The 14,621-nt window shown below is 43.7% G+C and carries 13 protein-coding genes; 7 read left to right on the top strand and 6 right to left on the bottom strand.

Annotated elements, in window-relative coordinates; translation table 11 throughout:
• Position 1 precedes the first annotated feature (1 nt).
• Together C6W21_RS15875 and C6W21_RS15870 are read right to left on the bottom strand one after the other, a co-directional pair.
• A complete protein-coding gene (locus C6W21_RS15875; protein WP_034664060.1) occupies positions 2-436 on the bottom strand; it encodes a PTS mannitol transporter subunit IIA in 435 nt (144 codons plus the stop codon).
• 96 nt (positions 437-532) lie between these two features.
• Positions 533-1,975 (bottom strand): PTS mannitol transporter subunit IIBC, encoded by a 1,443-nt coding sequence (locus C6W21_RS15870; RefSeq protein WP_106051236.1) that lies wholly within the window; start codon positions 1,973-1,975, stop codon positions 533-535.
• 505 nt (positions 1,976-2,480) lie between these two features.
• On the opposite strand from C6W21_RS15870, the gene C6W21_RS15865 reads away from it, so the two are divergent.
• The 3 genes from C6W21_RS15865 (at position 2,481) to C6W21_RS15855 (ending at position 5,538) form a co-directional block, all read left to right on the top strand.
• Positions 2,481-4,115, top strand: coding sequence for a copper resistance CopC/CopD family protein (locus C6W21_RS15865; RefSeq protein WP_106051234.1), 1,635 nt, complete (start codon positions 2,481-2,483; stop codon positions 4,113-4,115).
• A gap of 16 nt (positions 4,116-4,131) precedes the next feature.
• A complete protein-coding gene (locus tag C6W21_RS15860) occupies positions 4,132-4,746 on the top strand; it encodes a YcnI family copper-binding membrane protein (protein ID WP_034664065.1) in 615 nt (204 codons plus the stop codon).
• A 198-nt stretch (positions 4,747-4,944) separates the two neighbouring features.
• Positions 4,945-5,538 (top strand): NAD(P)H-dependent oxidoreductase, encoded by a 594-nt coding sequence (locus C6W21_RS15855; RefSeq protein WP_106051232.1) that lies wholly within the window; start codon positions 4,945-4,947, stop codon positions 5,536-5,538.
• 48 nt (positions 5,539-5,586) lie between these two features.
• On the opposite strand, the gene C6W21_RS15850 is transcribed toward C6W21_RS15855, so the two are convergent.
• Genes C6W21_RS15850 through gabT form a run of 3 tightly spaced genes read right to left on the bottom strand, consistent with a single transcriptional unit; the run spans position 5,587 to position 9,682 of the window.
• Positions 5,587-6,981 (bottom strand): NAD-dependent succinate-semialdehyde dehydrogenase, encoded by a 1,395-nt coding sequence (locus C6W21_RS15850; RefSeq protein ID WP_106051230.1) that lies wholly within the window; start codon positions 6,979-6,981, stop codon positions 5,587-5,589.
• On the bottom strand, positions 6,956-8,344 hold the full coding sequence (locus tag C6W21_RS15845; RefSeq protein ID WP_106056713.1) for an APC family permease: 1,389 nt from the start codon (positions 8,342-8,344) through the stop codon (positions 6,956-6,958). Before C6W21_RS15845 ends, C6W21_RS15850 begins: the two co-directional genes overlap by 26 nt.
• Positions 8,345-8,365: 21 nt before the next feature.
• Positions 8,366-9,682 carry a 4-aminobutyrate--2-oxoglutarate transaminase gene (gabT, locus tag C6W21_RS15840; RefSeq protein ID WP_106051226.1) on the bottom strand — a complete coding sequence of 439 codons (1,317 nt, stop codon included), beginning with the start codon at positions 9,680-9,682 and terminating at the stop codon, positions 8,366-8,368.
• 108 nt (positions 9,683-9,790) lie between these two features.
• On the opposite strand from gabT, the gene gabR reads away from it, so the two are divergent.
• On the top strand, positions 9,791-11,215 hold the full coding sequence (gene gabR / locus C6W21_RS15835; protein WP_106051224.1) for a MocR-like transcriptional regulator GabR: 1,425 nt from the start codon (positions 9,791-9,793) through the stop codon (positions 11,213-11,215).
• Between the two features lie 30 nt (positions 11,216-11,245).
• Here gabR and C6W21_RS15830 read toward each other — a convergent pair whose 3' ends face one another.
• Positions 11,246-11,566, bottom strand: coding sequence for an ArsR/SmtB family transcription factor (locus C6W21_RS15830; RefSeq protein WP_106051222.1), 321 nt, complete (start codon positions 11,564-11,566; stop codon positions 11,246-11,248).
• 169 nt (positions 11,567-11,735) lie between these two features.
• On the opposite strand from C6W21_RS15830, the gene C6W21_RS15825 reads away from it, so the two are divergent.
• From C6W21_RS15825 to C6W21_RS15815, 3 genes are all read left to right on the top strand, one after another.
• Positions 11,736-12,065, top strand: a complete 330-nt coding sequence (locus C6W21_RS15825) for a hypothetical protein (RefSeq protein WP_106051220.1) — start codon at positions 11,736-11,738, stop codon at positions 12,063-12,065.
• 138 nt (positions 12,066-12,203) lie between these two features.
• Positions 12,204-13,070: a TetR/AcrR family transcriptional regulator gene (locus C6W21_RS15820; protein WP_223249612.1), complete on the top strand. Its 867-nt coding sequence runs from the start codon at positions 12,204-12,206 to the stop codon at positions 13,068-13,070.
• 16 nt (positions 13,071-13,086) lie between these two features.
• Positions 13,087-14,520, top strand: coding sequence for an MDR family MFS transporter (locus tag C6W21_RS15815; protein WP_106051216.1), 1,434 nt, complete (start codon positions 13,087-13,089; stop codon positions 14,518-14,520).
• Positions 14,521-14,621: the final 101 nt, after the last annotated feature.

Raw genomic sequence — 14,621 nt, 5'->3', positions numbered from 1 at the left:
GTTAGTTCACCTCGTTAAAGATGGCGATCAGTTCATCCTGATCCTTTGCATGGATGATGCGTTCTACATTTTCCTCTTCTGAACAGACAATCGCAATTTGAGAAAGAATATCGAGGTGTTCGTTGTTTTTACCAGCGATGCCAAAGACAACTTTGGCGATATTTCCTTCTCCGTATTCAACGCCCTCTGGAATTTGAATGATGGAAATCCCAGAATGAAGGACAGCCGCTTTCGCATCCTCTGTTCCATGAGGAATCGCAATCCCGTTGCCCATAAATGTAGACGAGATATTTTCTCTTTCAAACATTTTGTCGACATAATCACTTGTGACATATCCGTTTGCCACTAGGACCTCGCCTGCTTTTTTAATGGCTTCTTCTTTCGAGCCTGCTTGTTCGTTTAGAAAAATATTGTCTTTTGAAAGTACTTGTTTCATGAATGATCACACACCTTTTTTAGAATGGAAAATCAGAAAAACAACCAAAACGGGGAGTTCAATGAAGGAAAATTGGACTCAACCCGTTTCGTCATGTTATTTTTTCAATTTCTCAATCAGCTCATCGTATTTCGGGCTGTTTAAGAAATTATCAACTGAGATATGCACAGCGCCCGGCAGTTTCGCCTTGGCTCTGTCTGTTAAATCTTTATGAGTGAAGACCACGTCGGCGTCATTTGGGATGTTGCTGATGGATGTGTTTGTCACATCAATATCAAGCTCTGCCTTTTTGACTTTATTCTTTAAAATGGATGCGCCCATCGCACTTGAGCCCATTCCTGCATCGCAGGCAAAGATGATTTTGTTCACGTCATCTGGATTGACATCACTTGGAGATGCTGCTTGCTCATTTGCTTCAGCATCTTCTTTTTGAGCTGTAAGAGCTGCTGTTGCTGCGCTTTTCTTCCCTTTCATGTCCTGCATCTTTTCTGTTGCTGCCGTTAAATCCTCGTCAACTGCTTTTGATGCTTTTAAAATCACAGAAGCGACAAGGAATGATACGACGGCTGCGACGATAACACCAGCTAGAACGGCAAGATGACCGCCTTTTGGTGACATCAGCATGAGGGCGATAATACTTCCTGGTGACGGCACAGCCTTTAAGCCTGCATTTAACAGGGTAAAGGTCAGGACGCCGCTCGCTCCCCCTGCAATAACCGCCAAAATGAGCTTTGGTTTCATTAAGATGTACGGGAAGTAAATCTCATGAATTCCTCCTAAAAATTGAATGACAATCGCACCCGGTGCAGACTGTTTCGCATTTCCTCTTCCAAAGAACATGTATGCAAGTAGAACACCTAAACCTGGTCCTGGGTTTGTCTCAAGCAAGAACAGAACGGACTGCCCTGTCTTCGCCGCTTGCTCCACCCCTAAAGGACCTAAAATCCCTTGGTTAATCGCATTGTTTAAGAACAAGACTTTCGCTGGTTCAATGAAAATACTTGCCAGCGGAAGCAAATGTGCATTCACAATGATATCTACACCTGCCGCAAGGGCTTTATTTAGACCAAGTACCACTGGTCCGATGGCGTAGAAGGCAATCGCGACAAGAATGGCACCTAAAATCCCTGCCGTAAAGTTATTCACAAGCATCTCAAAGCCCGATTTGATTCGATCTTTGAACAGCTGGTCAATTTTCTTAATCAAGTAACCACCAAGTGGTCCCATGATCATGGCACCTAAAAACATTGGAATGTCCGAACCGACAATGACCCCAATCGTCGCGGTTGCACCGAGTACCCCGCCTCGGTGGTCATATACGAGCTTACCGCCTGTGTAACCGATTAAGAGCGGCAGTAAGTAGTTGATCATTGGGCCAACAAGTGAAGCTAATTGTTCATTTGGTAAATAGCCACTCGGAATGAATAATGCCGTAATTAGTCCCCAAGCGATAAATGCTCCAATATTCGGCATAATCATACCGCTTAAATAGCTTCCAAAGCGCTGTACTTTTACGCGGAATCCGCTTTTTTCCTGCATCTATGAAAACTCCTTTCTTCTCTCCCTTTATTCAGGGCTTTATAGGTCAAAAGATATAATAACAAGTGGCAGTGAAGCCCTTATACCTATCGTAAAACGCTTTCACTTTCCCTTCAATTGAAACTAAATGTCTCTTTGTCACTTAGTGTGTGACAAAATTGAAAAATGATGTGAATCCTCTGTGAAAGCACAGGGCATAGAGGGTAAAAAGGTTGATCTGCCGTTGTTTGAAGCAAAATTCATTGGAATTTCACAACTTTCAAATAGTCTCTTCTTGTTTCCTCTTCTTAAATCGAATAGGCTTATAAATGATCAAACCTATTCAATCAAGAAATGTCTGCGCAGACATGACACAGAAAAAGTGAACCATCTTGCTGTTTGTTTCGTTTACCTTTTAGAGTGAGCGGCACAATAGGAGGAGCGGTTTTTTCTGTGACTCACAGTTTACTGCCGCTTTCTTTCTGATACATGAGACATTTTCATAGGTAGAAAGGCGGTTATTCACTTGTTGAAACATAGTAAGTGGCTTCTGCTCCTTATCGTCACGTTCGCTTTTTTCATTCCAAAGGAAGCATTTGCTCACGCATACGTCGTCAGCTCGAATCCAGCGGCAAATGAAGAGCTGGAGAAGCAGCCTCCTTCGGTCTCTATCACATTTAGTGAAGGAATCGAAAGTGGATTTCATGCCATTAAGGTGCTAAATGCAAAAGGTGATCGTGTGGATCAAGGAGATACGGTCATTAAAGATCAAAAAATCATGGAAGCTGATTTAAAAAAGGATTTACCAAAAGGAATTTATACCATTCAGTGGAATGCGGTATCAGCAGACGGACACTCTGTCTCTGGCATGATCCCGTTTAGTATTGGCAAAGCGAATGGCGGTTTTGACCAATTAGATCAAGGTCAAACGAATGAATCCATCGATGTTGCCTCGACCATTGATAAAGCCTTTCTTTATACGTCGTTTAGTTTATTTCTCGGAACCATTTTGTTTGGACTGTTTTGGTTTAAAACAGCCATTTCACCTATATTAGCGAAACGAATGAAACGGCTTTTGTCATTGTCACTGATCATGATGGGCGGAGCACTCGTCTTCCAGCTGCCGATTCAAACAAAATCAGCGGCAGACGTGTCCTTTTTGGGGGCATTTCAGCCATCGCTTTTACAAGAAACCATTGCGTCGACTTCTGGCGGTAGTTTGTGGATGATGCTCATGGTGTCATTTGTTCTTCTGACCATTTGGAGCATAGTTGCGATGAAAAAAGGGGTCTTTACTTCTTTTCGGGTATGGTTGTTTCCACTACTCCTATTCGCAGTGCTTCTCTGGCTGAAAGCACAAATCGGACATCCTGCAGCAACAGATAATAAAATACTGACAACGTCACTTGATTTCATCCATCTCGTTTCTGCATCGATCTGGGTCGGTGGTTTAACAGCCATTGTGCTTTTATTGTTGAAGAAGCTGCCAAATGAAGATCAGCCGCTCATACGGAATACGTTAACAGCGTTTCACCCTTGGGCACTGCTTTCTGTTGGACTCATTGTGTTTTCAGGATTTGTGAATGCGATCTTTATTTTGCAATCGTTTGATGCTCTTTTCCAATCAGCATACGGACGAACCTTTTTAATCAAGCTTGGTTTATTTATCTTGATGGGTCTTCTTGGGCTTGTCCATTACTTGATGCTGAGAAGGGAAAAGAAACAGAAACAAAACGTTTCGTTACGAGCTGAGTGGATCATCGGGATCGCCATTTTGTTATTAACGGCTGTGTTCACCAATATTCCGAGCCCTCCTCCGCCTGCACCTGAGCCGTTTTTTGGTGCAAACCAGGTCGAGCATCGTGACATTGTGTCCATGAGCATTACCCCGAATGCCCCGGGGAAAAACACATTCGAGGTCGCATTCACGAAGAAGGATGGACAAACGATTACTGATATTCAATCTGTGTCAGCCAAGATCCATAAAGTCGCCTTATTCGGTGAAGAGAAACCGAGTGAATTTCAGCTGAAACGATTAAAAAATGGTCATTTCTCTGCTGAAAATCTCTTGTTAAATGAAAAAGGCACTTGGAAAATTGAAATCCATGCGTTAACTGGTTCTTTTGAAAATATCGATACCACATTTATTAGAAGAAACTAAAAGGAGTTCATACCATATGAAAAAATATGTTAAAGCTTTATTACCAATGCTTCTCGCTTCATTTTTATTGGCGATTCCTGTGAGTGCTCACGTCACAGTCAAACCTGATACGTCTGCGACAAATGCTTGGGAAACCTATACGTTAAAAGTTCCTTCTGAGAGTGACAGTCCAACGACTAAGGTTGTCGTGACAATACCTAAAGGCGTAGAATTCCAACAATATGAGCCAGTCCCTGGATGGAAAACGTCAACTGAAGAAAAAGATGGCAAGGTGACAAGAGTGACTTGGGAAGCAACCGGTAAAGGCGTGCTTGCCGGACAGTTCCAGCAATTCGTTTTTGTAGCGAAAAACCCTGAAAAAGCAGGGGAAGCTGCATGGGATGCGTATCAATATTATAAGGATGGAACGGTCGTTGAATGGACTGGCGATAAAGATGCTGATAAGCCGCATTCCATCACAAACATTGTGGCATCTAATACGGTAACGGATTCACATGGTCAAGAAAAACCAAAAGAAGAAAAGGCATCTGAAACAGCCTCCAATTCTTCCTCACCACTTGTGCTTGGTCTGTCGATTGCGGCTCTAGTCGTGGCACTGATTGCACTGGGTCTTGCTTTTAGAAAAAAATAATTGATTCGTAAGCGATCGTTTTCACGGAAACGATCGCTTTCATTTCTTTCCACCTTGTTTGAACACGAGATGCGAGACTTTGTCTGCAAACTAGGACGATCAACTTCTATTTTCCCAACCTATTATTGCCAAGATAGGATTGAATAGGATAAAGCCGCATGCCATAATGAGACACATGACCACCTAGGAGGCTATGAGATGAACCATCTAATCATATTTGCTCATCCCCAGCAAAGCTTAAATCAAACCTTATTAGATCTTGTTGTGAGCACTCTTTTGAACAATGGTCATAAAGTGACTGTTCGTGATGTCTATGCTCTTGGCTTTTCGCCAGAGCTAAGCTTATTGGAAAAGGCTGCGATCAAGCGGGGTAATGTCCCAATGGCTATTCAAACAGAGCAGAAGCTGATCCAGCAAGCAGATGTCCTAACGTTTATTTTTCCCATTTGGTGGACGGGCTTACCCACTATGCTAAAGGGCTATGTAGAGCGCGTTTTTTCTGAGGGCTTCGCTTATCAGATCAATGAGCATGGGGCTATTGAAAACCTGCTTCGGCATAAAAAAGGTGTCATTATCAACACGCACGATGCGCCAAGGACATTTCTTGATGCTAACCGAAACGTCTCCTCCCATCGTATGACAACGGATACAGAAGTCTTCAATTTTATTGGGGTTGAGCCTGTTGAACGGCTTTTGTTCAGCAGCATGGAGCAGGCACCTGCAGATTACATCCACGAAATTCTGAAAGAAACGAAAGAAACGGTGGAGCAGCTTTTCCCGCCGGCTGTTTAACATAAAAAAGACTGCCGAGATTCCTTCTTCGGACAGTCTTTTTCACGTTTATTCGTCTAAACCAATGGATACATATTTGGTTTCTAAATAGGGTTCGATCCCTTCGATGCCGCCTTCACGGCCAATTCCGCTCTCTTTCATTCCTCCGAATGGTGCTTGAACAGCCGATGGGCCGCCATCATTCCAGCCAATAATCCCGTAATCAAGATTCTCTGAGATGTAGAGGCCGTTTCGATAATTCTCTGTAAAGAAATAAGCTGCAAGACCAAAAGGTGTATCGTTGGCTAACTCAATCGCTTCATCTAACGTTTTAAATGTCGTAATCGGTGCCACTGGTCCAAAGGTTTCTTCATGCATGATGTTCATGGAAGGGTCCACATGTGAGAGAACCGTTGGCTGGACAAAATAATACGACTTTTCATCATCGAAATGCGTATCGCCGCCGACAAGAATTTTCGCCCCTTTATCTACTGCATCTTGAATTTGGTCGACAATTTTATCAAAGCCGCGCTTATTGATAATTGGGCCGATGGATGTCCCTTCTTCAAAGCCATTTCCCACTTTCAGCTTTTCTACTTCTTTGCTGAAGCCTTGAGCAAATGCTTCATGAATGTCTTCATGCACAATTAAGCGGTTGGCACAGACACAGGTTTGTCCTGCATTACGGAACTTAGATGCCACTGCTTGTTTTACAGCTAGTTCAAGATTTGCATCTTTGTCTACGATGAGCGGAGCATGTCCGCCAAGCTCCATTGATACATGCTTGACTGTGCTGGCACTGTTTTTGATCAGATGCTTTCCGACTGGCGTTGAGCCTGTAAACGTGATTTTGCGAATCAATGGACTATCAGTGAATATTTCACCGACTTCTTTTCCATCTCCAACCACCCATTGCAGAGCATCCTCTGGAATTCCGGCTTCATGACCTAATTTCACAAGTTCAATGGCTGTGAGCGGCGTGTCTTCAGCAGGTTTCACAATAAACGTACAGCCCGCTGCAAGTGCTGGTGCAGCCTTTCTCGTGATCATGGCTGCAGGAAAATTCCACGGAGTAATGGCCGCAACAGGACCAACTGGCTGCTTTGTGACGAAAAGGCGTTTGTTCGTCGTATGTGACGGAATGGTTCTGCCGTAGATCCGTTTGGCTTCCTCTGCGTACCATTCAATGTATCCAGCCGCATAGACGATTTCCCCTAATGCTTCTTGATACGGCTTCCCATTTTCTTCCGTGATGATTTTTGCCAATCTTTCTTTATGTTCAATCATGAGATCAAACCACTTGCGGATGATATTGGCACGTTCGTGCGCTGACGTTTTTGCCCATGCTTTGAATGCTTTGTGTGAGCGAGTAATGGCGTCTTCGATCTGATCTTTTGTATGCTGTGCAACTGAAGCAATTTCTTCTCCTGTCGCAGGATTATATACTTTGAGTTCGTTTGTCATGCTCTACCGTCTCCTTCGTTCTTGGATTCATTACATATAGTATATACCCAATGAGTGCCCAGCCTAAAAGCAATATCCATTCAGCTGGCCACGATAAGGAGGCCGGCATTCCCGGAAAATAAAATGAAAGAAAAAGGAGACTCAGTCCGATAGCTAAAACGCCTGTCATCCGCCAATACTTAATGCGGTATGGACGCTCAAGCTCAGGTTCTGTCTTGCGAAGTCTCATAAAGGCAATGGACACAATTAAGTAGCCAACGATGATCCCGACACCGCCCGCGTTGACAATCCATACGAGGGCAGGACGCCCTAATAATGGAGCAAAAAAGGCCAGTGCTCCAAGGAATAAAATCGCATGTGTCGGTGTTTTATACTTTGGGTGAATATACGCAAACCATTTGGAAATCATTCCTCTTTCCGCCATAGCGTATAGGATGCGGCTTGCCCCAATGATAAAAGCATTCCAGCTCGTCACAATGCCTGCTACACCGCCAATGACAAGCACTGTTCCAAATGCCTGATGACCGAGCAGCTGCACCATCGCATCTGCTGTCGCTAATGAGGAAGCTTCAAGCTGACCTTTTGACAGCCCCGCAGCTACACCAAAAACAATGAGCAGATAAAACACAACGGCACTCACGATGGAGATAATCAAAATTCTCCCGATAATTCTCTTCGGTGCATTGATTTCCGCCGCCACTTGCGGGATGACATCAAAGCCAACGAATAAAAAGGGAATCATCACCAAAACCGCCATGAGACCGCCGACCCCGCCTTGAAACATTGGCTCAAGGTTTGCTAGATCTCCATTAAATGTTGCGCCGCCTAAAAGGAGAAAACCTGTCAGAATAATTGCCACTGTGAAGACAGACTGAAAAATGGCAGCAGGCTTTGCACCAATGTAATTCAGTGCTGTTAAAAACAATGCACCACCAGATCCAATCAATACCCATGTGAAATAAACGTCCCATCCCCCTATATTCCATAGGAAGCCAACATGCTGTGTTGGAATCACATAATCAATAACTGTCGGCAAGGCAACAGCCTCAAACGTAATGATGGACACATAGCCAAACAACACGCCCCATGCCGAGACAAAAGCGGATTTTATCCCAAATGCCCGTTGGACAAAGACGAGCCCTCCTCCTGTCTCTGGAATTGCAGACGAAAGCTCAGCATACGTAAGTCCAATAAAGATGACGAGAATACCGCCTATAACGAAGGCTATCACACTGCCTAAAAATCCAGCTGTTAAAATCCAATCTCCCGAAAGTACAACCCAGCCCCATCCAAGCATTGCACCAATGGATAAAAACAGTACATCAGACTGCGACATGGTTTTTGCCATTTGTTGTTTTTGCATACAACCATCCCCCTTTGTTGTTTAGCGTGCTTTGAAGGCGTCCTCGATGATCCCTAGTCCTTCGTGAAGCAGCTCATCTGTGATGACAAGTGGTGTTAAGAAGCGAATAATATTCCCATTAATCCCTGCCGTTAATAAGAGCAGCCCGTGCTCATTTGCATATGCTGCAATTGCTGCGGCTGTTTTCTTATCTGGTGTACGCGTTTTTTGATCTTCCACAATTTCAATCGCCGCCATTGCCCCTAATCGGCGGACTTCCCCAATGAATGGATACGTTGTTCTCCAATCATTTGCTTTGTCCTCAATGACTTGTCCAATGTGTTCAGATCGTTGATTCAATTGTTCTGTTTCAATAATATCAAGAACTGCTAGTGCTGCCACACAGCCTAATGGACTTCCTGCATATGTCCCCCCAAGCTCACCTGGATCTGCCGCATCAAGCAGTTCTTTTCTGCCAACTACACCGCTCAGCGGTAACCCAGCAGCAAGAGATTTTGACACCGTGATTAAGTCAGGCATCACATCAAAGTGCTCAATCGCAAAGTATTTCCCTGTTCTCGCAAAGCCTGTTTGGATCTCATCTGCAACAAAGACAATCCCGTGCTGCTGACAGAATGAAGCAACGTGCTGTACAAAACGCTTCGATGGTACAATGAATCCGCCCTCCCCTTGGACTGGCTCCATGACCACACAAGCAACGGTTTCTGGTGCAACGGTAGCGACGAAGAATTGGTTGAATTGATCAATGATGTACTCATCGTAGGCTGCATCGCTTAATCCCTCTGGCTTCTGATAGTAATAAGGATACGGTGCTTGATACACCTCTGATGCAAATGGTCCGAACCCAAATTTATATGGCTTGACCTTGCTCGTCATGCTCATCGTCATATTCGTTCTACCGTGGAAACCTCTTGTAAACGACACAACGGCCTGTCTTTTCGTATATTTACGTGCAATTTTCACCGCATTTTCAACAGCTTCTGCGCCTGAATTTAAGAAAATGGCTTTCTTGTCATGATCGCCTGGTGTAAGGCGGCATAGCTTTTCAGCTAATTCAATATACGATTCGTACATCATGACGTTGAATCCTGGGTGAATCAGACTGTCTGCCTGTGCTTTGACGGCTTCCACAACCTTTGGATGTGAATGGCCTACATTTAATGTACCGATAGCACCGGCAAAATCGATAAAACGTTTCCCATCGATATCGAACAGCTCGGCTCCCTTCCCCTTTGCTGCAAGATGACGGTTGCCATTACTCACGCCTCTTGCGACATATTGATCTCTTTTCCCCTGCCATTCTTCTGTTGAAAAACGGTTTGTTGTCGTTTGACTCATTGTCATCCATCCCCTTTATGTCTTTTTTATTATTCTGAATATTTTTTGGTATGATAGAAAGTACCAATATCATTTTTTTCATGGTACCAGAGAGGAAGGAATGACGAGATGCTGACAATTCAACTAGACCAAACAGGGGCAAACGGATTTATTTATCATCAAATTTATACAAAAATTAAAGGTGAAATTTTAAACCGAAACCTTCAGCCGCATGATCAATTACCCTCAAAACGAGAGTTAGCCGATACATTAAATGTCAGCGTCAATTCAGTGAATGGCGCCTATCAGCAGCTGCTTGCCGAGGGATATTTATATTCGGTTGAACGCAAAGGCTTTTTTGTGGAATCACTAGAAACGTTTCATGAGTCAGGTCAGCTGAAGCCCTCCTCCCTTCCAGCAGATTTAAAGGAGAAGCCGATTGCACGAGACGACTGGTATTCCTTTTCACATATCTCTGTCGATACCACTAATTTTCCATTTAAAAGCTGGCTGAAAAGTGAACAAAAGGCGATCAGTCTCCACCAAGAAGCCTTTGGTGAGCTTCCGCATCCACAAGGTGTGTACGAGCTTCGGGAAACGATTGCCCGGTTGATTGGGCTTGCGCGAGGTGTCAAATGCTACCCAGAACAGCTCATTTTAAGTGCAGGCACGCAATCACTTATCCATTCTTTATCAAGCATTCTTCCAGCCGATCAAGTATACGGATTAGAAAACCCTGGCTATCGCCGGCTCTATCAAATGCTGAAAAACAATCATCACCGAATTGAGACGATTGGCATTGATCAAAAAGGGGTGCGGATGAGTGACATTCAGGAGAAAGAGCCGAATGTGTTGATCATTACCCCTTCACATCAGTTCCCGACTGGCGTCATCATGCCGATTTCCCGGCGGATTCAGCTCTTAAACTGGGCAGCCGATCAGCCCGGACGTTATATTATTGAGGATGATTATGACAGTGAATTTAAGTATGGTACAGACAGCATTCCAGCGCTGCAAAGTTTGGATCGATATGACAAAGTCATTTATATGGGGACTTTTTCAAAATCATTGTTGCCAGGCTTAAGGCTAAGCTACATGGTGCTCCCGCAGCATTTATTGAGACGCTATAAGGAAGAACAGCACTTCTTCATTCAAACAGCCAATCTTTTTACACAATACACCCTTCTTCATTTTATAAAAGATGGAGCGTATCAGCGGCATATTAAAAGAATGAATGGTTTATATGAGGAAAAGCGGAAGCAGCTCATTGAAGAGCTCGACACGGTTTTTGCTGACAATGTGCGGATTATTGGGGAAAATGCTGGACTTCATTTTATCGCAGAGTTTCGCTCAAACCGCACGCAGCATGAGATTTTACAGCGAGCCAAAGAAAGAAAGCTGAAAATGTATGGGATGGACCGCTTTACCCTTGATGAGCATGTACCCGGTCACAAAGAAGGCTTCGTCCCGCTTATCCTTGGATTCTCTCATATACGACCAGAGGATATTCGGCCAGCGGTGAAAAGACTGCATGAGTCGATTTATGGGAAATAAAACAGCCAGCTGCTTTACTAGACAGCTGGCTTACCACCGCTCTTTATTTACGGCTAAAATGGATGACACGAGTCCAGGAAAAGCAGTCTCGATGTCTTCTTTTCTTAAAGAATAGTAACGGTGCTTTCCGTCAATTCTCACTTTCACGACGCCTGCCTCCCTCAGCACTTTGAAGTGATGGGAAAGCGTAGATTTGGCAATATTCATCTCATACGTGCCGCATGTTCTCTCCCCTGCTTCTGCTAAGCAGCGGACAATTTCTAACCGGATTGGATCAGCCAATGCGTGCAGCACAGAAATCAGTCTCATGTCTTCTTGGATTGGATGGGTTGGATGGATTGGATTATTCATACGATAAATGTATCGTATTTTGTGCCAACATACAATCTCATGACTCGCCTCATACAAAAGTAACGATACGAGCTTTTGAAACGACAATGACTCATAGAAGCTATTTTGAAGGGAGGAACTTCATTTAACACGCAAAATATGGACTTGCTTATTCATACTATTACTGGTAATGAGCGTATGCGCATGCCAATCCTTTCACCAATTCCAGTCAAAACCACCTAGTGCAGAAGAGTTATTAGCTCTCGATCAACAGGCAGATTTATTTCAATGGAAAGGGACAATCTATGAAACAAATCTAGATTGGACAAAATCATTAAACGTCACAAAACATCAGCAAGTAGGTGTCATTCAGAAAACAGCTACCAAACATTTTGAACATGGCACAGCTTCCCGGTTGAAAAAAGGGACAGCAATTTACTCTGTAAAGCAGCGAAAAGACCTTTTGATCGTCGAACTTAACGGCAAACCAAGAATATATGCCGCACATGCGGAAGGATAAAATACCTGTCACATCGATAGGTATTTTTTAAGTTTCTTTTCTTGTCATGGGTCATTGGGTTTGTTATTATAGCAAAAGTGACCACTCGGTTTCCATTGTGACCATATGGTTTTGCCGATTCGGAAAGGACTTATGAAGATGAACGAAAAGCAAGAAGAGATTTTGCGGGTTTCGAAGAAATTGTTTTCTCAAAAAGGCTATATGAGTGTCTCCATGCAGTCAATTGCCGATGCCTGTAAAATATCAAAAGCGTCTATTTATAAACTGTTTGATTCAAAGGAAGCTCTTCTATTAGAACTGATTAAATACAACCAGTGCAAAATGAGAGAGATTTCTCAGATCATTCATTCAGAAACGACGCTGTCCAAGAAGGAAAAATTCACAAAGAAGATCAAGCTTGAGCTTGAAGAGTTTAAAGAGAATCATAAATTTTTGAATATGCTGTCCTTTGAAGCTTTTTCACAGCATTCGCCCATTGTCATTAAGCATTTACGCGAGACACGCTCCATTATCATGCAGCGGCACAGAGACATTATTTTAAGCACATATGGTGAATCTGTCGCTCCTTATGTCTGGGATCTTGTGATCGTCCTCAACGGATTAATGAGAGAATTCATCTTAATGCTGGCGATTGAGCAAAAGAACATCCAATTAGAAAATGCCGCCGAGATGATTATCGGTGTGATGGACCGTGTATCGAAAAAGCCTTGTTCCATTGAGCCTGTGTTAACAGATCAGCTGATGGACTCTTATTTGCTTTCTTCACAGGATGAATATGATGAAGAAAAGCTTGTCATCTCGTCCTTAACGAAGATCAAACAAGAGCTTCACGCACTGCCAAACGGAGAAGAAAAGGACGATCTCCTCTCTGCGTTTGACCTGCTGAGCCAAGAATTATCAAAGGACCAACCGAGAACCTTTTTAATCAGCTCACTGCTCGATTATTTAGGCAAAAACAGCGTTTTATCACAAAACGTGTCACAGCTGAAAAGCATCATCTTATAGATAAAGAAGGGATAACATGAACCAATCAACAACATCGTATAATCGATCTGTGATTGTGGGGATTTTCCTCGTTGGGGCATTCGTCGCGATTTTAAACCAAACGCTGCTCATTCCAGCGATCCCACATATCATGGAGGAATTCAATATTGATGTCAGCAAAGGACAGTGGCTCACAACTGCCTTTATGCTGACAAACGGGATCCTCATCCCGATTACGGCTTTCTTCATTGAGAAATTTTCAAGCCGTTCTTTAGTTTTAACGGCGCTTAGCATCTTTACAGCCGGTACAATTCTTGCTTCATTTGCAACGAATTTCCCTGTATTACTTGCAGCGCGTATCGTGCAGGCAGCCGGCGCAGGGATTTTAATGCCGCTGATGCAAACGATCTTTTTAACCATTTTCCCGAAAGAAAAGCGCGGGCAGGCGATGGGCATGGTCGGACTTGTCATTTCGTTCGCACCAGCGCTTGGGCCGACACTTGGCGGCTGGATTGTTGATTCCTTCAGCTGGAAGTTCTTGTTCTATATTGTTCTGCCAATCGGTATCATTGATCTCATTCTTGCTTTCTTCTTAATGAAAAATGTAACGCAGCAAAGAGAGACACGTATTGATGTTTTATCTGTCATCTTGTCGTCCTTCGGTTTCGGCGGGCTGCTTTACGGATTTTCTAGTGTTGGAACATATGGCTGGACGAGTGCGACTGTCCTCATTTCGCTGATTGTCGGCGCTGTGAGCTTGTTCTTCTTTATTCTGCGCCAGTCGAATTTGACAAGACCGATGCTTGAGTTTGGTGTCTTTAAGTTTGCGATCTTTAGCTTAACGACCTTCCTTGGAATGCTTGTCTTTGCTTTATTGATTGGTACAGAGACGATTCTGCCGCTCTATACGCAAAATGTCAGAGGGTTGTCTGCACTGGATACAGGACTTATCTTATTACCAGGTGCTCTCTTTATGGGACTCCTGTCACCGATTATTGGACGGATTTTTGATAAAATCGGCGGAAAAGGGCTGGCATTAGGCGGGTTTACGATACTTACCATTACGACCTTGCCATTTATGCTGCTCACCCTTGATTCATCCATTGCTCTCATTACGGTCGCCTACACGCTTCGCTTAATCGGGGTTGGGATGATCATGATGCCGCTGACAACAGCAGGTATTAACTCTTTACCGCCTCATTTGATTCCGCATGGGACAGCGATGAATAACACGATGAGACAAATGGGCGGTTCCATTGGGACGGCTTTGCTTGTCTCCATCATGAGCAGCTCTGCTGCAAATGCAGAATTAGCCAGCCCCTTAAAATCAGCCGTTCACGGCATGAACACATCATTTATCGTGTCTGGTTTGATTGCGGTCCTTGGACTCGTCCTCTCTTTTTTCTTAAAGGAAAAACGCGAGAATAAAGTGATGAAGCAGGAGCTATCTTCCTCATCATCTTCTTCATAAGAAAAGAGCTCGGCATATTGCCGGCTCTTTTTTCATATACTCACGCTATATCGTCCTCCCCAAAAAGACATTTGTATTTACAGTGAAGAAAAACCTTGATA

Origin of the sequence: Bacillus sp. NMCN1 (assembly GCF_002998085.1) — a bacterium.
Lineage (GTDB): Bacteria > Bacillota > Bacilli > Bacillales > Bacillaceae > Bacillus.
This window is presented reverse-complemented; position numbering and strand designations above follow the sequence as displayed.